Below are 20,154 nucleotides of genomic sequence, written 5' to 3' on the forward strand. Positions count from 1 at the left end.
TTTAAAGTGTCATTCATTATTTCCATTTCTTCACAACACTATAATTTATTTCATACGCCTCATCCGCTATAGATACGAACCATTGATGTAATCCCCCAAGCATTTGTCGGTATAACTCAACTTCCTCGCTAGAATATGGAGGCTCATCGAATAATTCATTTGAGACGATAAAAAACGTCACCCTTTTCTCAAGTAACGTCTCTACCGCCTTTTTTAAAATATCTAGCTTCTCCTCTAAACAACCGGGTTGTTCCACACAAGGAGTTCCTGTATCAAAACCCTCGTAAAAAGCATTAGTCAGCCATGTCGTAACACAGTCCCATAGCACAACATCTCCATCGGTCAGTTGATGTAATGTATTAGCGATGTCATAAGGTGCTTCTATCGTCAGCCATTCAATATTTTGTGCCTGTCTATCTGCCTGATGACGCAGTATTCGTTTCTCCATTTCACGGTCCAACGCTACTCCCGAAGCAATATAAATAAGTCGTTGTGCTTGAGTAAACTCTGTTTGATAGTGAGTAACAGCCGCTTTTTCAGCAAAGTGGGATTTACCACTGCGTACTCCCCCTGTAATGAAAATCAGTGGCATGCTTACGCCTCCTATTGTAAATGTTGAATGTTCCCGATATCTTTAACGAGCCATTGCTGCCCGACATGTTCAATAATCGTGACACTTGTACCATTAATAAAGGGTTCTGCCCACAGCTGATTGATGCTGCGCCCTAAAATAGCATTAATGACGCATTTAATAGCTACAGCATGGGACACAATTAAAACATTGTCCTCGGGATATTTTTCTGCAATTTTCTTTAACGTAAACATTGCTCTTTCTGTTACCATACCAAAGCTTTCTGTATGGGTTGCGACAAATTGTCCAGGATAATCGGTATATAATTCATAGTCAAGTCGATGCGTAGTCATAATGTCCTCGACTGTTTTCCCTTGCCATTCCCCTAAAAAAATCTCTCGTAAATTATCCTCATAAAATATTGGAAGCTCACGATCATCCAAAAGAATATGCAACGTTTCCTTTGCACGGCCACTAGAACTGCTATATGCCACTGAAAAAGAGATATTTTTCAAATGATCACGAAGTTTTTCTGCATGTAAAATACCATTCTCGGATAATGATGAATCTAGCCATCCCTGTAGCCGATGCTCTTTATTCCACATCGTTTCACCATGTCTTACTAAATAAAAAGTTGTCACCTTTCTCACCCCTAATTTGCGTTAAACCACGTCTGCAAACAATTCTGTAAATATGTCATGGCTGCAATATCTTTAATTCCAATACGGAACCATTCACCATTTAAGCCCATAAAGTTTTTTGTATGGCGCAGCACGACGCCTTTTGATAAACAATATGTAAAAAATGCATCTGTTTGCTGATTTTTCGGCAATGCAAAACATACATAATTCGTTACACTATTTGTCACCTGACAACCTTTTTCTTGTAAATAGCTCTGCAGCGCTTCCCGTTGATTTTTAGCATAGGCAATAGCTTGTTTACAATATACATGTTCATCTAAACAACCTGTACCTATAACAAGGGCAAAGGCATTCAAGTTCCAATGCGGCAGGATATTCTTTAGCTCACTAACAACTACCGGGCTTGCTACTAGATAGCCAAGGCGTAATCCTGGAATCGCATACATTTTTGTCATCGAACGAACGACGATCATATGAGGATTTTCTGCTACATGTTGGATCAATGAATAGTCTTCATCTACCCAGTCAATAAATGCCTCATCAATGACAAGCTCACAATCGACATTTGCACCGTGAGAGATTAATTCGAGAAGCTCCTCTTTCTTTGGTAACACCCCCGTCGGATTGTTCGGTGTACAAATATATAATGCATCTGCGTTCGTCATTTCACGCTTCAGATGCACCATCGGCAACGTGTAGTGAACAATATCTTCTACAATAACTGGTATAATTTCAGCGCCTGCTGCTGTTAATGTTCGTTCATATTCTGAAAAAGTTGGATGTACGATAATAACACGCTTATTGGCGTAGCGTCTAACTAGAACACTAAAAAGCTCAGATGCACCGTTTCCTAGTAATATAGATTCTTTCTGAACATCATGAAAAGCTGCCACCTTTGATAAAAACGGCTCACCGTCCGGATCTGGATAACGTTGTATGAGCGGATAAAATGTCCGCCAACGCGCCTCAACAAACGGGGGTGGCCCTGCCGAATTAACATTTTCGCTAAAGTCATACACCTCTTCGGGCATATTAAGTCCTAGCTGATGATAAACATTTTGCGGATTTGCTCCGTGATTAGGTAATTGCAAAAATTAACACCTCCACTGCTAACATTACAAGAGTAAAGAGCAAGGTCGCAATGCGCATCTGAATTACAGACGTTGCAATATGCTCTTTTGTTAATGGAACTAATTTCTCGCCCATTGTTGCTCGATAAGATACGACACCCTGATATGTATTTTTTCCACCAAGCTGTACCCCTAATTGAACGGCTGTTGCCGCTTCTAAATAACCACTATTAGGACTTGGATGCTTTTTCGCATCCTGTGCCCAACGTTTTAAGCGCTTACCGAGAGATACATTCGTTTCATTTTTCGTTCCTAGCACCATAAGTAGACCAGTTAATCGACTTGGAATAAAATTTAGTACATCGTCTAGCTTTGCAGCAAACATACCAAAATCTTTATATTTGTCGTTTTTATAGCCAATCATAGAGTCTAACGTATTGACGGCCTTATAGCCCCATAACCCTATTGCGCCAAACAAAAAGGCATAAAATAATGGAGCTGTTACCCCATCACTCGTGTTTTCTGAGACCGTTTCCACAACACCACGGACTATCTCATCCTCGTCAAGCTTCTCCGTATCACGTCCAACAATCCAAGAAAGCTTCACACGAGCTTCAGCAAAATCCCCTTTGACGAGCGGTTCGTAGACAGCCATCGCAGCTTCCTTCAAGCTACGCTGAGCTAGTCCAATCCCAATTAATAAGCCCTCCACCAATATGCCAAATAGTAGACTAACGTGATAACTTAGTAGCATAATTGCCGTCACAACAAACATCGTTGTACCAACTACAGCGAGTGACATCACCATTCCTCGGAATTTTCTCATTCTTCCTTTATTCCATAATTCAGTTTGAGATTGAATGAGCTTCCCAATCCAGCGTACTGGATGAGGCATTTTAGGGGGATCACCCACTATTAAATCAAAAACAAGCCCAATGATACAGGCGATCACCAGTGCCATCATAAAGGATTCTCCTCTTTGTCTTTTTTATATTTTTGAATGGCCTCACGCATCGTTTCATAAACACCATGGCCAATGACTTTTCCTAGCATCGTAATCGGTCCAGCATATTGATGGTAGTCGCCTTCCTCTGTTGAAGCAATTAACAAACTATCCGTTGACGTACCTGTAGCTTGTGTACCCGTAGTTGGATCTGTTATACCCTCATCAATAAGTGCCTTGACCTTAGCCTCTGTCGTAGAAATCATTGCCTGAAATAATGCTTCATCTGACAATCTTCCATTTATCAGTACCCACGTATTAATAGTCCCAGCATGATACTTCTCCTGACGATGAAAGGCACGCGTAATATCGACGGCATTACCAAGACCAGCCGTAATCATTATGACAAGATGAATTCCTTCATATGTAAACTCACGAATTGTTGCATATCGGGCATACACAGCCGTCATCATTGCAACAGTATTGTCAATCGGAAAGCCCTCAGACTGTAAAAAACGTTGTAATTCTATCTGTGGTTTGCGTTCATCATATGTATAAGGTACTGAACGATTCATCAAATGTGTATAAAAGCCAAAGCCAGGATTATGTACTGCCGAGGAAACGACCTTCATTGGTGAATCTGTTTGGACGGCAACATAATGGTCGGAAATATGAATATCGTCCTTACGTAGTACTGGCATTATCTCGCCTCCTATTCAGAAAATAAAAAAACAAATTCTTACAAAGAAGAATTTGTACTGTTCATTCTTAAATTAATAATCTATCCCAAATATAAACCTTTTGAATTATCGTACAGCATCACAACTTCATAATACTCAAATTATTTATTTTTTTGAAATTGTATCACAAATTTGCGTCTTATCACAATTCAATTTTGAGATATTCCGTTATTGCCTTTGTTTTAAAGTTTTAAAACGAATAATAGACCCCGCAATGATAAACACCCAGCCAATTCCGATATAGACAATTTTCATCGTTTTTGTCGAGGACGGTAAAATATCCATGATCGTTAAACAAACAAATAGTATGCCAATCATTGATAGAAACATACCAATCGATAATTTTTTCAACAGAAAGACCTCCAATCAATATACGCCCTTGATTTTACCGTATTCCCGTCAAAAAGAAAACACTAATCCAGTTCAAGGATTAGCGTTTACACCGCATTAACGGGCAGAAATTAATCTGTACCTAAAACAAAGCGTCAGGAAAAAGACTCCCACCTCGAAATTTAGCAGAAACAAAGAAGTTAGGTAGAACATTATCTGCCCGTTTAGTGGGGATGAAAAATCCCCACTGACTCAAAATTCACATAATTCCTTACACTCTTGCATGTGCAAAAAATTCTTCGTACAACGCTTGTAAAATTTGGTTTTCATATTCTTGTAGTACTCCGAATACTAAACTAACTTCAGATGACCCTTGATTAATCATCTCTATATTTGCACCAGTTTTTGAAATTGCAGTTGCAGCTCGTGCCGCTAGTCCTGTGTTATTACGCATACCTTCGCCTACTATAACAATCATAGAGAATCCATGACGCATTTGTACATCATCTGCATTTAACTCATTTTTCACACGAGAAAGAATCCGTTCTTCATTTTCAAGTGTTATTTGATTTGAACGCATAATGACAGAAATATCGTCTAAACCAGACGGTGTGTGTTCATATGAAATATTTTCATCTTCCAAAATTTGTAGAAGCTTACGGCCAAAGCCTACTTCTCTATTCATCAAATATTTTGACACATATAAAGTTGAAAAGCCGCTGTCTGCCGAGATACCTGTAACCGGACGTCCTGTTACAGAGCGTCTTGGTACGATACGAGTACCCGGGGCTGATGGATTATTTGTATTTTTTATGTTAACTGGCACCCCAATCTTATAGACAGGCATTAAAGCTTCATCATGGAAAACTGAAAAGCCTGCATAGGATAATTCGCGCATTTCGCGATACGTAATTTCTTTAATTTCCACTGGATCATTCACAACTTTCGGATTTGCGGAGAACACACAGTCCACATCCGTAAAGTTTTCATAAAGCTCTGCTTCAACAGCAGCTGCTAAAATAGACCCTGTAATATCAGAGCCACCACGGTCAAATGTACGCAGTATGCCCGCTTTAGTGTAACCGAAGAAACCTGGGAAAACAATGATTTCTTTGGTGCTTCTTAGAGGTGCTAAATTCGCATAAGCCTCTGGTAATGCATATGTGCGTTCAGGTAAATCATTGACGACCAAACCATCTTTTGGACTTACGTAGCGTGCCGGCATACCGATTGAATTGAAATAAGCAGCGATTAGCTTCGCGTTATTGTCTTCCCCTGCCGCTTTGATGCTATCGATGAACATTTCCTCATTCGATTTATCACCTTGTACACGTTCATGTAAATCTTCAGCGATCACGTCACAAATTGTATGATCTAACTCCAAACCATCCGCAATCGCCATAAAGCGATTGACAACGATTTGCAATTCTTCTTCAATTTCTTCATTTTTTAATGCTGCCATTGCCAAGTTAATTAATAAGTCAGTTACCTTTATATCGTCACCAGAGCGCTTCCCAGGTGCAGAAACGGCTACGATTTTACGTGCCGGATTAGATTTTACAATGTTTGCCACTTTTTGAATTTGTTCTGCACTTGCTACAGATGTTCCACCAAATTTACATACGATCATAACCATCAAATCCTAACTTTTTAAATTAAATGTATTCCTCCAAAAAACAATTGAATGTACACAGTGTACAAATTATAGTTCCCCACGTCAATACAATTTAAAAAATTCACGCAATTAATCGATGGAAAATGGACAATTTTCACACTGTTTGATTTATTATACGGATTTCGAATGAAATAGTTAAGGTTTTTGCGAATTTTTTTCATAGAATTCCTATAATCGTACAAATATTTGTCTGAACTAGCTGAAATCATCTAATTTACAGAATTTTTTAACGCTAGATCTGACATGATAAACAAAATCACGTCTATATGAATATAAATGTGGATATCAATATAAACAATATTGCTTGTATAAAGGTAAGATGTATCATTTCAACAGCAGAATGTGGGTTTTTATTACAACATCTACAAGCCGAAACCCTTCGGACATGACTATCCCAAGAAAATAAGCCATCAAGGTTTCATGCCCTTCCCTCTTAGTGTCGTAATAAAACCAAGTAACGAAAAGTACACTATGCAAGGACCTTTTGTACATACTTAAATTAGTAAGTGTTTTTCAGCAAACTTGAATCAATAATGCCTTGGCAAAATTTACGCCCGGAATCGGCTTTGTGCTCAGGCCTGCGCGAGGACCGACACGATGTCAATCATTTCGGCAATGCCAAAGGACGTGGTGTTTTACCGATGCAGGTCAGTTAGCCGTTATAGCATGGATGCGATGATTTTAGGCTAACATCCTTTGTGGATTTGTTTCAGATTCCAGGACATCCGCCAGAAGCTTTAACTTCTTTCTGCGACACCCGATGAAAAGTGACTTAAACCACACTTATCAAGCAGCTATAGAAGTGGGAGATAAATGCTGAAAGAAGTTAAATTGTAGTGCATTCCTTCTATATTAATTGAAGAAAACGCTTTCTCCATTATGATATGCAGAAAAACTTGTGATGTTTGTGCTATTTCGAGCAATGTCAAGCTATTCTTTTTTATGATTTTTTTATCTGTTTTAGGCGAGTATTACTTTGATTTGCGTATGTTTCCGCTTTTATTCTATGTATGGCTATATTTGTAGGGACTGAGGGGTATTTTTGGGAACCGGAGCAGTTATCCGGGGGGCCTGAGCAGTTCTTTGGGGGACTTGATCTCTTTCCTCTTGGAGCTGAGCAGTTGTATGGGGGACCCGATCACTTTCCTCTTAGACCGGTTCAGTTCTTTGAAGGTCCCGATCACTTTCCTCTTGGACCGGAGCAGTTCTTTTGGGGACTCGATTTTTTTCCTCTTGGAGCTGAGCAGTTTTTTGGATTACGGTCAAAATCAAATCTTCTTGTGCAGAAAAAAGTGAAGTAAACAAAAAGTAACTTTAAAATCAAATTTATTTTGGAGTTACTTTGTTTCAGTACGAATTGTAAAACAGATAATTTAATAGCGAAAAGGCCCCAACATATTGTTTAGGGCCTTTTGTATTTAGATCACGCCAATCACATTTAAAAATACAATAATAATTGCAATTGGTGCGATATAGCGAAGTAAGAATAACCATAACACAAATAATTTATAGCCTTTATTTTTACTTACACCCAGTTCATTCATTAATACATCTCTCTTCATTTTAAACGGTACGAAGATCGCAACTAATAATACACCGAGCGGCATAAGAATATTACTTACTGTATAGTCTGCTAAATCAAAGATTGTTTTTCCGAATAATGTAAAATCACTTAATACGCCATATGATAAAGCCGATGGAATCCCTACAACAAAGATTAGTAATCCTACAATCAAAGCCATTCTTTCGCGCTTCCCTTTACCCTTTGTCGTTAAAGAGGCAACGCTAATTTCCAACATTGAAATTGCTGATGTTATTGTTGCAAAGAAAAATAGTAACAAGAAAATAATAAAGAACAATTTTCCGAATGCCATTTTACTGAATATCGCTGGCAAGACAATAAATAATAGACCAGGTCCTTGAGACGGTTCCATTCCAAATGCGAATACTACTGGGAAAATAGCAAGCCCTGCAAGTAATGTAATTACAAGTGTTAAACCGACGATAGAAAATGCAGAACGTGGTAAGCTTTCTTCTTTCGGTAAGTATGAGCTATACGTTACCATAACGCCTACTCCGACAGATAATGAGAAGAACGATTGTCCCATCGCATATAAAATAATTTCAGATGTCACATTTGAGAAATCAGGCTGTAAGAAGAAACGAACCCCTTCTCCAGCGCCATCTAATGTAAGAGCACGAATAATTAAGACAAAGAATAGAACAAATAGTGCTGGCATGAAATATTTATTTACTTTTTCAACACCGTTTTGTACACCTTTACTTACGATAAAAATAGTCATTAGAATAAATAATAGTTGTGATCCAACCGCTAAAAATGGATTGGAAATGATATCACTAAATGTTGCTTCGTACGAACCATTTCCTTCCCATAGTCTACCTGTAATTGCATTCCATAAATATAATAAAATCCATCCTCCAACAACACTATAGAATGAAAGCAATATGAAGCATGTTACAATCCCTAGTTTACCAACCCAAGGCCATTGCGTCTTAGGAGCAATAGTTCTATATGCTTCAACAGCCTCTTTTTGTGTACTTCTTCCAATGACAAATTCCGCCAATAATAACGGTAAACCAATTAATAACGTAAAACCGATGAAAATAAGGAAGAACGCACCGCCACCTCCTATACCGGCCATATACGGGAACTTCCAAATTGCTCCAAGTCCTATTGCTGAACCTGCTGCGGCTAAAATGAAACCTAATTTCGATGTCCATTGCTGTGAATTCATCTCTTTATCTCCTCTCTTTTTCTATTTCTTTGTTTATTACAATTCGGTCTTTATTCATATTGGTCTATCGTACTCCTTTCTCATACAACCACTGCTTTTCAAATAAAAATCGTCCCTACGAAAATGTAGGGACGATAAAAATATCGCGGTACCACCCTAGTTATGAAGATATAACAAGAATAAAACCTTAATAAAAAAAACGTCCCTACGAAAAACGTAGGGACGATTATATATCGCGGTACCACCCTAGTTATGAAGTTTACAACAAGAGTAAAGCCTTAATAAAAAACGTCCCTACGCAAATACGTAGGGACGTTTATATATCGCGGTACCACCCTAGTTATGAAAATACAACAAGAGTAAAACCTTAATAAAAAAAGTCCCTACGTAAATAACGTAGGGACGATATATATCGCGGTACCACCCTAGTTGTGAAAAAATTCTTCACCACTTTATTTGATAACGGTATTCACTACCGTCTCCCACTTCCTCACAACGTGTGATTTATGAAAGATGCTCCAGGTCGAAATTCATGATAATCTATATACTGATTCGCACCAACCATCAGTTCTCTGAAATAGGGAGATTTTCACTACTTAATCCTATCATTGCCCAAATATTAATTTTCCGAATTGATATTATCATTTTTATCACACATTTAATACTAGAGTCAATTAATTTTTTTGAATTTTTATGTATTACCCTCTTATTTCCGCTATAAAAATTCGAAATATGACTTTTGAATGAATAATTTTGCATTACATATGATTTTTACTTTATTAAATACTGCGACAGGTTTTAAGTTTTTTAGTTCAATAATTGATCATTAATCTTTTAAAACAAAAAAGGTTATTTTTACTATTTTTTATCAGGAAAATTACTTGGGAATATTCTAACGAGAATGAGGATAGCTATTTCAGAAAGAATCTTGAATTCTATATCCCGCTTCTTGTGCCAACTTCTTAATATCATCAATGTCAGATGATGGAACAGTGATTAGAACGTAACAGTCACTATCAATATCTAAACATGCCAACGAAAGTCCCTTTTCCTTTAATTTTTTGGAAACTTCATTTAAAAACTCAGATGTTGGCAGCTCATCAAATTCTCCATCTTCAAACTCTTCCCAGCTTACGGACTCCATTTTTTTCCTATCCAATAATTCGTCAACAACATCGCAAATGTATAACCCTGATTCTTTCCAATCGATTTCAAATGCTAAATCTTGATCAAGAAGTCCATCAACTAAAGAAATCCATGCCAATTGTTCAATCGGACTATCTATTCCTCTTTCATCAAGTCGGTCTTTGAACTTCTCGAAATAGGTTTCTGGCTTTTCTATAGCTAATGAAACCTCTGAAAAAATTTGTTCTTCCATATCGCATGAAAGCTTTTTCACAAGTAACAGCATTGCATTCATATCATCATTCCTCCACCTAGAAGTTAAAGGTATCTTAAATTCTATTAAATTTCACAATCAAGTGCTTTTAACGTATAATCCGTTGCGAATCAGGTACTTTTTCATTTTGAATTACAAATTGCAATATCTCATCCTCATCAAGTTTATACCCAGGTTTATCCTTTGGAATTTCAGCCAGAGGTGTTTGAAGCAACGGATGCTCTATATTAGGTGTGGCTAGTCCTTCTTTTTCTCTTATTAATTGAATACAATAATAATCGTAAGGAATACAGTCGAACGATAAAATTTCACTTGATTTATCTGGTGTGTCGCTTAGACTATAGATGTGAAAATCACAAAGTTCATGAAGATGCTCTCCAAAATCATTTGTATCGTTCCAACTACGGATTAATTTTTGGTAGACATGATCTTCTGGTAAAATATTTAGCAATTCAGGCATTTCTCCCGTTTTCCATTTGTGATATAGGCATGTCATAAAAACATGATGAGTCTTATTCTCTGAATAAAAATTTTGATCTTTCATGAACATATTAGTTGCATATTTATATGTTAGCTCTGCAATATCTTCATAACCCCACAATAAGGAAAGCCCAATAAGCCCTCCAATTTGCCTGTCCGATACATTTCTTCCACTTGGATTGCTTTTAACCATTTGGTTCAACCAAAAAAGTTGTTGCTCTAATAAAATCCATGCAGATGTTTCTCCATTTAGTATTCTATTTTTTGCATTCATTTCAAGGTGAACACCTATTAATATTTTTAAGCGATCAGCTAAACGATTTCGTTCGTTTTTTTGAATTAAGTCTTTCATTTCATTTAGTCGATTATCTAGTATTTCTTTTACTTCTTCATCTGAAATTACTCGTTTTTTGTATTCTTTTATAGATCGATTAAAATATTTCCAATATTTATTAGTTCGCATTCTTCCTCCCCTTTTCGATTTTTAGACTTACAATTGATTTCCCCAAATGCAAAATCTTATCCTTACCATAAGCAATAATTTGATCCTTTTTTTAGGTTCTTTTTTCAATAACTTCCCTTTTGTAAATCCTGTTCGTTCAATTTCAAAAGAGGTAAAATTATAATAATATCCCCCCTTTAATCACTCCCACTGTAATTCTTAAGTTTTATAATTAGCTTTCAATTGAATATACATATTTTTATATAAGTTAAACCGCCCCTTCAAGAAGGTTAATTCTTTAAATTGTATACCTTCATTGCAATTTTTTTCATTTGAATTTAACTCCATTTCTTTTTGTTGTTTTTGTAACTGGATGGCATTTTTATTAATATCAAAATTCGTTTAAATCATCTTCTTCATCATCTATGTATTCCTCGAGATTATTGATAAATTCCATAAAACTATTTGCTAAAAACTTAATACATCTGTTTGTCACTTCTCCTAAATCTAAATAAATCAGAACCACTTGTTTTGAATCAAGATCTATGCAAAAAACACTCCCACCCGCGTCATTTGCAAACGGTAGATACTTTTTTGGGATAATATTTCGATTTTTGAAATCTAAATATCCTTCTTCCAATGTGTAACCGATATTGTTACGATATTTCATCGGAAGGAAAACTTGTACCCGAGTTTCCAAACCTGAATGTTCTTCAAAAAAGCAAGGTTCTTTAGGTAAACCACCATTATATTGTAGATAATGATCCTTCAATTCTTGAGGGAGTTGAAAGCCTAGTAGCATTTCAATCTCTTCTAAATCTTTTCGTGTTAACTGTAATGAGCACTTATAAAACAGTGATACAACCTCCTTGCAATATATGAAGTATCAAAATTTGAATTTCTCATTTCGTTTGAAATCAAATACAATTTTAAATTTAGTAGGACCATGTTATTGCAAGTTTAGATATCATACATAATCCTATATAATATGGTATAGTTCAACAGTACTTAGAAACCAACACTATTTATATAAATTCCTTCTAAACTTTATTCAAATAACTTCCCAGCCAAACTAGAGATTTCGTGAACAACATCTTCGAACTCTTCTTTTTCCTCTTTCGTGTATTTTCCCTCGTTAAAATAAAAATAATTACTTATATCTACAAAACACAAGGCGAGCTTCTTAGGAACTTCAGATTTATCTTTATATTCTTCAATTAACTTTTTCATTGCTTCGATTAAGAGTCTGTAGCTTTGATGATTTAATCCTTTCCCACCCTGTAACTCCCTCAGTATTGAGTTATCACCAATAGTATTTTCATAAACTATTTCTAATGCCTCTTCTACTTTCATAAACCTATCTCCAATCTTAGACATTTTTCGTTGCCGATGCAGGCTCATCATTATGAAAAATTGAAAATCAAATTTTTTTCAATTGCATATACTGCACATTTTTAATGTTTTCATAATCTATTCTCCCTAATCCGCCTCTCATCCCTATAATAAAATCCCCTTTATAGACAACAAGTGAGTTCGGTACAAATGCACTGAACGGGAAATTATTAAATATAATATTCTTTTTAAATGATCTACTTTCGATAGATAAACTAAATAAATTTTCGCTAGATATTACATACAAGTGACTATCGAATATATAAAAAGCGATTGGACACTCTTTTAAATCAAGACACGCAGTAATCGAAAAGTTCGTACCATCGTAAATCAACTGATATAAATAACCAGTATTCAGATACAAATGTTCTAACCCTTCTAGAAAATATATACTCCCTTCATATTCAAAGATTGATTTAACATTACACTTTTTTAATACTATTTCTGTCGAGTCTGGATAAACGACTTTTAACTCGCCTCCCCATTCTCCATAATCTGTGCCGACTATTTTTAGATCTAAATAGTCGTATTGTAAACAGTGTTTTTCACGATACCTAGAAATGACGAGTTCTTCGTTTTTTATTTCAACACCATACTGCTTTGAATTATTTATGTTTTTAAACCATTTACCGCTTCCTGCATTAGGAATTTGGGCATTTATAAAATCATTCCATAATGGCATAACGTTTTATACCTCCAATGATGCACAGGCGCTGTGAGTTTGATTATCCATATCCGTCAGCAGGATCAAACAGCGTGTACATTCCAGCATTTAAAACGATTTTAATTTAATTCAGGCATCGATTTCTGTGCCTGTAAACAACGTGGGATAAAACCCCTTTTTATCTTTATCCTACCATAAATATCAAGTTCCGCTACCCTAACTATTTCTCAATAATCTAGTCATTTCTTTAGCTTACTTATTTTTTTGTTTCATACCAGAATCTACTTTCGTATGTAATAAAAAAAACTAGGCTCACATTCTGTGTGAAACCTAGTTTTTAAGCTTAATTGTTCTTTATTAAATAGCTGTCCAACCGCCATCAATAACTAATTCTGCACCTGTCATAAAGCGTGATTCGTCAGATGCTAAAAATCAACGCCATAGGCAACATCCTCTGGTTCACCAAATTATGGAAGCTGCGAATACGTTTTATAGAAAGGAAGAGCGCCTCCTTCTTCCATCGTTGGTGCTGTCATTGGTGTCACTATGATACCTGGATGTACGGAATTTACACGGATTTTATCTTTTCCGTACTCAACTGCAGCTGATTTTGAAAGTACTCTTAGTGCTCCTTTAGCCGCTGTGTACGGACTTGTACCTGCCATACCAACAATACCGCCAATTGAAGAAATATTGATAATAGAGCCCCCGCCTGCTTTTTGCATTTCAGGAATCACATATTTCATACCAATAATGCAGCCATTTAAGTTAATGTCCATTATTTTATTCCATTCAACTTCATAAGAAAAAACTTCCATTAGTATCACAAAGTTAAGTAACTATAAAAAAAGAGAGAATTTCAAATAAAATTGAAATTCTCTCTTAAACAAGATTTGATATATTGTTCGTGATGGATGGCAATTGTTTAACATCTTACATATTTGCGTTTGAAACCAATTCTTCCTTTATCTACGTCCTTTTGAATACTTTCGTAAGCGTTCAGGACACTGCTTTTTTTCTTATCTCGTTTAACTTCTACTGGACCTATTTCCTTTGCAATTTCGACAGCCTTTTCATGGAGTGGTAAATATGAAAGTCCAACAGTGTATAGAAAATTATTCATAGCAGATTTCGTTCGTTCTGGCGAATCGTGAATCGTATTTTTCACTGTTTCAATCATGTTGGCAATTTTGCTCTCGGAAAATTCATTGTCTAAGCGATTCCCTAAAAGCCAACAGTAGCAACTCCAGCCCGCTGACATTCTCAGCTCTTCACCACTTGCGATCCATTTATCAGCAACTTCTTGAGCAATATCTGCTTCAGCTAAAGTTACCGCTACCACAAAATCTGACAGCATATAAAAATATGCCGAATCCATCCAACGATCAAAATCTGACACAGTCATCGCTTTTGGATCTGCAATAACGCCTGCAAAGTACATTGCGTCGTAATTCCCTGTGGCATAAAGTTCTTCAGCTAACGGTTGATTTATTTTTATTTTCTTAGCGATTGGCTTCATTGCACCTGTTGCCACGCCAAAAAGTGGCTCATGCGCACCATTGGATATATAGATTTTTTTAGTTCGTTCCTTGCCTAGAGCCCCAAGCTCCTGCATCACCATTTCTAAATTCATTTTTCGCACTTCCTTTTTTGGAGTATTCGCTCAAATATTTTGCCGTTAATATAACCATTATCCTATAGACAATTAAATATTGAAAACTAAAATGATTTATTTCTTTTTTACAGTATGTGTTAATCTTTTAATATGAAGGAGTGATACTTTGTTAAACTTTTTTAACAAATATTCCAAGTATGTAGTGTTGCTCATTTTTATATTTGAAATTATTTATTTTGGTATTCCTGATTATGTACAGCCTGTTTTTGTTTATGAGTATCTTCTATTTTTCGGTTCGGCTTATTTATTTGCTATTATTCAGGATTTTTTTAATCCAAGTGAAAAAACAGATATATTATTACGTGTTGTTATTATCATTAGTTCTCTTGTCTTATTGATTACATCAATCTACTATAAATCCACGTTCTCATTTATTTTTTCTGTGATAATGTTTATGGCAATTAGTTTCTCATTATATTTAGCAATCAGGCAAAACAAAACGAACAAGCAACAGGATTAATACCTATTGCTTGTTTGGCTTGATGGTTCTTATAATGTAAAAATTCAGGATGTAATAGACTTCTCTACCATTCGTCTTCAAATGCAGCAAGCAACTTTAAAAAACGTTTAACTTTTCACAATTGTTCTTTGAGCCTTTTTAATGATTCTCTCAGTTGCCTTAGTCGGAGATTCTTTTTGCCATTCATCACATAGGTTTACTACCCACTCTGGTTGAGTTTTACTAGCATCATTTAACCAGTTGCCGACAGAATCTTGAACGTACTTTGACGGATCTGATTTTAGTAAATTTAAAATAGGAAGTACAATTTGCGGTTCTTCCTTTAAAAGTTCAATATGCTTTGTCCATACTCCGCGAGGACGAATTGATTCTAAACTGAACCTACGAATGTTTTCATCTTCACTTTTCGCCCATTCCGATAACAAATCTACACTTATTTCAATATTCGCTGCAAGGTCCTCCCTTATTGACATCCAAGCAATTTCCCGAACACCAAAATGATGATCTGCTGCGAAAGGTCGGATATACAAAAGCTTCTCTTCTAAAGAATAATTATTGTGTTTATTCATAAAAGCCGCCCAACATCGGACACTATCAGATACGTGATGAGCGCATATATTGATTAACTCCTCTTTTTTTATATCACTTTCATCCATCAAGACTTTATCTAATAAAGATCCTATTAAACGTATAGCCTTCATTCCCGTTTCAACTTTTTGCTTCTCAACCTCTGTCAGTATAAATTCTAACTTTTCTTCTAGTCCTATCGATGGGAGAACATTCTTTAACAAAGTACTATGATGAACTGCTTGCCACTCTGTTAAATTAACACTCTCTATTTTTCCTTGATTCAGCAATGTTAAAACTTCGGTTGGTATATCGCTAGCCTTTCTAGCTCCCTTTCTATGTAAAATATCTTCTTTTACAACCATTTAACACCCTCCTGTTATTGTGGACATAAAATCCGACCTGTTGAAATGAATACATGTCTATCTTTATATTATTTCTCCTTCCAGATTATTTCCACTATTACCCTAAAATCAGCATAATTGTGAATCGATATTGATATCGAGTGGCTTGATAGAGACGCCTATGATACGATTACACAATGAGTAACTTCATTTGTTTTTTATGAACGTTAGTAAAATCAAGTGAACAACAATATAAAAGGACGGTAATCAATTGAGCAACGAACAAAGTAAAAGTAAATTTATATACACATATGTACATCATATTGACGAGTATGATCTTTGTAGAATGGAGATGCGTTCATTTTTTAGTATTGATTCCCAATCAAACTATATAATAAGCAATATTAAAATTGATCCAAGCCGTAGCCCTTTTATACAAGAAAGAATTGAAGTGCTATATGAAGATAATAGCGTAGAGAACATCAAGACTTTGGTGAAGGATTTAAACATAAATGAAGTAACTTTCAAAGTTGATTGTTTAAATAATATGGATATAGGTGAAACGAAGAAAGTCCCTCAGTCAGAGCGTCGTTTGATAGAACGTGAGATAGGATTATGTATTGATGGAGAACCAGACCTAAATCATCCTGAAATTATATTTGGTCTTATTTTAATAGATGGAATATGGTATTTTGGAAAGTATACGAAGAGTGAATCCATTTGGCGTAAACATTTACACAAACCAAATAGTTATTCAACGGCACTTAGTACTAGAGTTGCTCGCGCTGTTGCGAATATCGCAGTTCCCCATCCTCAAAATATTCGCGCGATCGACCCTTGTTGTGGTATAGGAACAGTAGTAATTGAAGCCCTTTCGATGGGAATTAATATTGAAGGGCGAGATATATATTACAATGTTTGCAAAGGTGCCCGAGAAAACATCGCTTATTTTGGACTAACAGGAAAAATTACTGTAGGTCCAATCGCAGAAGTTACAGAACACTACGATGTCGCAATAATTGATTTACCCTATAACTTATTTACGCATTCATCACCAGAAGATCAATTGGATATTATAAAACATGCTCGTCGGATTGCTAATAAGGTTATTGTCGTTACAATTGAAACAATTGATGACATGATAGAAGATGCAGGTTTTATTATAAAAGATCGATGCGTTGCTAAAAAGCAATCGTTTTTACGTCAAATCCTATTATGTGAATAACTTTATCAATCATTAGATGAATATCATTTCTAAAAAGGCTACATAAAACAGAGACCTTGACAACTATCAGGTCTCTTTCTGTTGGTCTGAAACAGTTACCATTAACCAACGTTGGACTTTTAACCAAGTTGGATGTGTGCCCAACAATTTAGCAACTCGACTAGCTACAATCACAATAATGAGATTGACTATAAAGCTTACAGTAATTTATGTCAATAAGTTAAGAACCCTTTGCTGGATCTTCAATCAAAAAAACTTCCTTGGTGGTTCTATAGAAGCTGTACGAGTTTCGAGAATAGATGTAGCACCACGTTTTATCGAATTCCAAGCCAGCCATAATAAGTACACGGCTCCTGACCACTTCACCATTTCATAAACGAATGGAACTAAAACTGTAAGTCCGAACATTGTAGCGATAAATGTAAATTATAAATCCTAGCATTATACCTAAAAGTGATATGAATCACTGCCATACGTCCTTGTGTAATAGAAGGAGAAATTAGATAAATCATATATTATTTTTTTACAATCGGTATATAAATATTAAAATGCGGATCATTCGGATCACGATCAACTGGATAATGTTCATGTTTAATCGGCATATAAGGATCATAGTAATTTACACCAGCTTCTCTTAATGCGGTATAGTCACTTACAAATAACCATTGATGTAAATCCGTATAGGTCTTTCGCACATCTTCTCCTTTATTATGTGTCGTCTTCACATACGTCCATTCAGGAACCCATATTTCAATCATCCCTTCAGGAATTTCCTGCTTCTCACTCACTTCATACACCGCGTAATGTGCGAATCCATTCTCAATTACATGATAAGATAGACCTAATTGAACATTAGGATTCACCTTATTCTCTAACTCATTTGCACGGCTTTTAACTTGTTGAATGACGTTTTTTAAATTCGGTACAATTTGAGAGAATGTTCCCTCCCATTTTAATCCTACTGTCCGATAGGCGGGTAACGTTATAATTTCATAACTCAATTTATTCTCTCCCTTTCTCCTAAAGCGTTATAAATTCCTTTTAACATTTTTCGCTATCTATTTGTAGAATACCTTCTTTCACTAAAGTGCACCGTTAGCACAAGAAGCGGTAGCTCTTATCGAACAATTGCTTCCTTTATTTGAAGTTTCAATTCACTGTTAAGATAATAAATAACTAAAAACCAGCAGTCTCTTTGATAGTTGACCAATGTATTTCAGATTTAGATTCATTGTTATTCATCATCGTTCCAACAAAAATGTCATCAATATTTTTATTATTTAAATAGTGCTGAATAGTTAAATTGATAATTTTTGAGGTATATAAATCTGATAATTCATTCTTAGGAACCCAAAATAATTCTCCTTCGTCAGACGGAATAAACTTCATATGCTTTGTTTCTCCGAATAAACATATTGTTGACGTACTTCTCCGCTATTTTTTTCAAGCAGAATATATTTAAGCTTAAAGTTTTTGATTTCGTCTTTTTTAAAGCCTGTCTCTTCTTCAATCTCCCTGTAACTAGCCTTCATTGGTGAATTAATTTCATTTGATTCCATATGACCTCCAATTCCACCCCAAAATTCAAAATTAAAGATTTTACTTTTTTCCTTTTTCATCATTAATACCCTTCCTTGATGAATTAGGAATGCAGTTGCCATTTGTCGGACTTCCAATAAGAACATCCTCTCTATAATTTCCAAGTATATTTTTAACCTGCTCCGTTAAAAAAAGCTGCATACGCAACTCAACGTTCTTCAAGTAACGTTTAGTTGCATATGAACAGCCACGCTATTTCCAAAATCGCGCCCGATAATGGAAAATGATTTAATGTGGTCTCACCAAAAAATTCACGACCACCGAGAAAATACCTCGATTTCATAGTGTTCTAAATCATCTTCAGACAATTTGGCTTTTAAATACTTTTCAACTTCAGGTATATCATTTTTATCATATACATCTATCGATATAACTGGATCAGTATCACCAATTTGAGTGCTTTGTACTTCATATTTATCCCACAATGAGTCTATAACTTGCTCTGTACTATATGGCTTTTGTTGCCCGTACCAAAATACCACAGACATTACAATAACACTCGTTAAAATTAGTGCTCCGAATTTTCTTTTAACACTCATTTTTTCCCCTCCATCATTTGTTTATCACAATCTTGCGTCGTAAATGACTTTTCATTTCAATATAGATTAAAATTAATTAAACTGACTACCTTTCATAAACCAGCTCAGTTAATTGAACAACGTATATAGTTTTATTATATTAACGGTTTAAAAGTGATGAAAAATCATAAAAAGCATTTAATACATCATCACCTAATGGATGAGCAAATTCTTGAGTTTTTAAAGGTAATATTCCTTCCTTTTCAAGTTGTTGCAGATATTTTTGGAATTCTGTATCAATAGCTTCGATATACTCTTTCAGCTTAAAGTGATATTTAAATTTACCATCTGGATAATGGCTTATATGTTCAATAACAAGGTTTATACCATCAATGGAAAATATATAGTAATCAAAGTTTCCGTGACAATCCAATTTCGCCTCACTGATTTCTCCCTTATATAAAGAAGAAAGAGTTGAGAAAAAATGCGGAATGGCTACAAAACCTATACCTGATTTAAAACTAAATAACTGTGTGACATTCGAAACGTCAAATTGAATATCTCCACCACTGAAACAGATATCAATAAAACATTTATAATTAGAATTCATAAAATTTAACCCCCGTTAACATTTCCCAAACACCTTCTCCGTTAGTAAAAAAA

Annotated in this window: 22 protein-coding genes, 2 pseudogenes and 1 other annotated feature; of the genes and pseudogenes, 2 read left to right on the top strand and 22 right to left on the bottom strand. The window is 35.4% G+C overall.

The features are described 5' to 3' along the window. Positions 1-16: 16 nt before the first annotated feature. The 15 genes and pseudogenes from JNUCC51_RS01530 to JNUCC51_RS01600 all read right to left on the bottom strand — a co-directional run bounded on the left by JNUCC51_RS01530 (position 17) and on the right by JNUCC51_RS01600 (position 14,736). On the bottom strand, positions 17-592 hold the full coding sequence (locus JNUCC51_RS01530; protein ID WP_337990512.1) for a bifunctional adenosylcobinamide kinase/adenosylcobinamide-phosphate guanylyltransferase: 576 nt from the start codon (positions 590-592) through the stop codon (positions 17-19). An 11-nt stretch (positions 593-603) separates the two neighbouring features. After that, positions 604-1,212 (bottom strand): histidine phosphatase family protein, encoded by a 609-nt coding sequence (locus JNUCC51_RS01535; protein WP_337990513.1) that lies wholly within the window; start codon positions 1,210-1,212, stop codon positions 604-606. 11 nt (positions 1,213-1,223) lie between these two features. Next, on the bottom strand, positions 1,224-2,303 hold the full coding sequence (locus JNUCC51_RS01540; protein WP_337990514.1) for a pyridoxal phosphate-dependent aminotransferase: 1,080 nt from the start codon (positions 2,301-2,303) through the stop codon (positions 1,224-1,226). Then, a complete protein-coding gene (cbiB, locus tag JNUCC51_RS01545; RefSeq protein WP_337990515.1) occupies positions 2,290-3,246 on the bottom strand; it encodes an adenosylcobinamide-phosphate synthase CbiB in 957 nt (318 codons plus the stop codon). Before cbiB ends, JNUCC51_RS01540 begins: the two co-directional genes overlap by 14 nt. Then, positions 3,243-3,926 carry an adenosylcobinamide amidohydrolase gene (locus tag JNUCC51_RS01550; RefSeq protein WP_337990516.1) on the bottom strand — a complete coding sequence of 228 codons (684 nt, stop codon included), beginning with the start codon at positions 3,924-3,926 and terminating at the stop codon, positions 3,243-3,245. Before JNUCC51_RS01550 ends, cbiB begins: the two co-directional genes overlap by 4 nt. 207 nt (positions 3,927-4,133) lie before the next feature. Continuing rightward, a complete protein-coding gene (locus tag JNUCC51_RS01555) occupies positions 4,134-4,316 on the bottom strand; it encodes a hypothetical protein (RefSeq protein ID WP_049665861.1) in 183 nt (60 codons plus the stop codon). Between the two features lie 250 nt (positions 4,317-4,566). After that, the gene (locus JNUCC51_RS01560) at positions 4,567-5,925 is read right to left on the bottom strand and encodes an aspartate kinase (protein WP_337990517.1); all 1,359 of its coding nucleotides are present in this window, start codon (positions 5,923-5,925) and stop codon (positions 4,567-4,569) included. Between the two features lie 1,463 nt (positions 5,926-7,388). Further along, entirely contained in the window at positions 7,389-8,726 is a 1,338-nt protein-coding gene (locus tag JNUCC51_RS01565; protein ID WP_337990518.1) for a sodium-dependent transporter, read from the bottom strand. 395 nt (positions 8,727-9,121) lie between these two features. After that, positions 9,122-9,344 (bottom strand) — a binding site (T-box leader). A gap of 298 nt (positions 9,345-9,642) precedes the next feature. Further along, on the bottom strand, positions 9,643-10,146 hold the full coding sequence (locus JNUCC51_RS01570) for a DUF6630 family protein (protein WP_337990519.1): 504 nt from the start codon (positions 10,144-10,146) through the stop codon (positions 9,643-9,645). A gap of 67 nt (positions 10,147-10,213) precedes the next feature. Next, positions 10,214-11,068 (bottom strand): hypothetical protein, encoded by an 855-nt coding sequence (locus tag JNUCC51_RS01575; protein ID WP_337990520.1) that lies wholly within the window; start codon positions 11,066-11,068, stop codon positions 10,214-10,216. A gap of 370 nt (positions 11,069-11,438) precedes the next feature. Further along, positions 11,439-11,849, bottom strand: coding sequence for an SMI1/KNR4 family protein (locus JNUCC51_RS01580; RefSeq protein WP_337990521.1), 411 nt, complete (start codon positions 11,847-11,849; stop codon positions 11,439-11,441). Positions 11,850-12,094: 245 nt separating this feature from the next. Beyond that, the gene (locus tag JNUCC51_RS01585) at positions 12,095-12,400 is read right to left on the bottom strand and encodes a hypothetical protein (RefSeq protein ID WP_337990522.1); all 306 of its coding nucleotides are present in this window, start codon (positions 12,398-12,400) and stop codon (positions 12,095-12,097) included. Positions 12,401-12,467: 67 nt separating this feature from the next. Then, positions 12,468-13,121: a hypothetical protein gene (locus tag JNUCC51_RS01590; protein WP_337990523.1), complete on the bottom strand. Its 654-nt coding sequence runs from the start codon at positions 13,119-13,121 to the stop codon at positions 12,468-12,470. 339 nt (positions 13,122-13,460) lie between these two features. Beyond that, positions 13,461-13,897, bottom strand: a pseudogene (locus tag JNUCC51_RS01595) (SDR family oxidoreductase); the annotation flags it as partial. A gap of 131 nt (positions 13,898-14,028) precedes the next feature. Beyond that, the gene (locus JNUCC51_RS01600) at positions 14,029-14,736 is read right to left on the bottom strand and encodes a DNA alkylation repair protein (protein ID WP_337990524.1); all 708 of its coding nucleotides are present in this window, start codon (positions 14,734-14,736) and stop codon (positions 14,029-14,031) included. Between the two features lie 148 nt (positions 14,737-14,884). On the opposite strand from JNUCC51_RS01600, the gene JNUCC51_RS01605 reads away from it, so the two are divergent. Next, positions 14,885-15,238 (top strand): hypothetical protein, encoded by a 354-nt coding sequence (locus JNUCC51_RS01605; RefSeq protein ID WP_337990525.1) that lies wholly within the window; start codon positions 14,885-14,887, stop codon positions 15,236-15,238. A gap of 107 nt (positions 15,239-15,345) precedes the next feature. On the opposite strand, the gene JNUCC51_RS01610 is transcribed toward JNUCC51_RS01605, so the two are convergent. Beyond that, positions 15,346-16,170 carry a DNA alkylation repair protein gene (locus tag JNUCC51_RS01610; RefSeq protein ID WP_337990526.1) on the bottom strand — a complete coding sequence of 275 codons (825 nt, stop codon included), beginning with the start codon at positions 16,168-16,170 and terminating at the stop codon, positions 15,346-15,348. Between the two features lie 250 nt (positions 16,171-16,420). Between JNUCC51_RS01610 and JNUCC51_RS01615 the strand changes: the two genes are divergently transcribed. After that, entirely contained in the window at positions 16,421-17,374 is a 954-nt protein-coding gene (locus JNUCC51_RS01615) for a TRM11 family SAM-dependent methyltransferase (RefSeq protein ID WP_337990527.1), read from the top strand. A gap of 66 nt (positions 17,375-17,440) precedes the next feature. Here JNUCC51_RS01615 and JNUCC51_RS01620 read toward each other — a convergent pair. From JNUCC51_RS01620 to JNUCC51_RS01645, 6 genes and pseudogenes are all read right to left on the bottom strand, one after another. Then, positions 17,441-17,886, bottom strand: a pseudogene (locus JNUCC51_RS01620) (LysE family translocator); the annotation flags it as partial. A gap of 3 nt (positions 17,887-17,889) precedes the next feature. Then, positions 17,890-18,375, bottom strand: a complete 486-nt coding sequence (locus JNUCC51_RS01625; protein ID WP_337990528.1) for a GyrI-like domain-containing protein — start codon at positions 18,373-18,375, stop codon at positions 17,890-17,892. A 175-nt stretch (positions 18,376-18,550) separates the two neighbouring features. Next, positions 18,551-18,763, bottom strand: a complete 213-nt coding sequence (locus tag JNUCC51_RS01630; RefSeq protein ID WP_337990529.1) for an NUDIX hydrolase — start codon at positions 18,761-18,763, stop codon at positions 18,551-18,553. Beyond that, on the bottom strand, positions 18,760-18,996 hold the full coding sequence (locus JNUCC51_RS01635) for an NUDIX hydrolase (RefSeq protein ID WP_337990530.1): 237 nt from the start codon (positions 18,994-18,996) through the stop codon (positions 18,760-18,762). Before JNUCC51_RS01635 ends, JNUCC51_RS01630 begins: the two co-directional genes overlap by 4 nt. A 228-nt stretch (positions 18,997-19,224) precedes the next feature. Further along, positions 19,225-19,512: a YolC/YozM family protein gene (locus JNUCC51_RS01640; RefSeq protein WP_337990531.1), complete on the bottom strand. Its 288-nt coding sequence runs from the start codon at positions 19,510-19,512 to the stop codon at positions 19,225-19,227. Positions 19,513-19,651: 139 nt separating this feature from the next. Next, positions 19,652-20,101 (bottom strand): hypothetical protein, encoded by a 450-nt coding sequence (locus tag JNUCC51_RS01645; RefSeq protein ID WP_337990532.1) that lies wholly within the window; start codon positions 20,099-20,101, stop codon positions 19,652-19,654. Between the last annotated feature and the right edge of the window lie 53 nt (positions 20,102-20,154).

This window comes from Lysinibacillus sp. JNUCC 51, assembly GCF_015999525.1.
Taxonomy (GTDB): Bacteria; Bacillota; Bacilli; order Bacillales_A; family Planococcaceae; genus Lysinibacillus; species Lysinibacillus xylanilyticus.